We start from the raw sequence: 578 nt of genomic DNA on the forward strand, positions 1-578 counted from the left end.
GCACCGAGTTTATGGATTCGCGATACCATTCTACTGGCACGTCTCCGATTTCACTTTGCGCCCTCGCCTCTATCTCAGAGAAGGGTTCTGTGCGAATCACAATAATGTTGCGCGCATTTTGTCGCCACGCTTCTTGAACCGGAATCGAGGCGGAAACACCACCATCCCCAAACTTTTGCCCATTTACATCGACAGGGCCATGGTACAACTTAGGAATCGCACAAGTGGCTAGCATGGTGTGGAACCAATCATCGCCAAGAATCGGCAAATACTGATCGGATAAATTTTCCACGTTCGTAACGGCTGCAAACGCCCCTCTTCCAGCCAAGGTCTTACGCCCTAAATCGAGATCCAGTTTGTAAGGAAAATCTTGGATTCTTTCTAGCGCCCACTCAAGACTCAAGTATTGTTGCTTACGAATGTAGCGGAAAAGATTAAAAAACTCAGGAGAAGTAGTTAGTTCGGTAATGAACGCTTTACCCATGCCATGTTGACGACATAAATACGAGCAAAGGTTTAGAGCACCGGCAGAGGTGCCGTAAAACTCATCGAAAGGATCGAAATTAGAAAGGAGTAGT

General features: G+C 46.7%; 1 protein-coding gene. It reads right to left on the reverse strand.

What is annotated here, in order from left to right:
- On the reverse strand, positions 1–578 hold a 578-nt coding region (locus R7O13_RS29205), incomplete at both ends, for a patatin family protein (protein ID WP_318305499.1).

Source organism: Vibrio sp. Y176 (assembly GCF_033438945.1).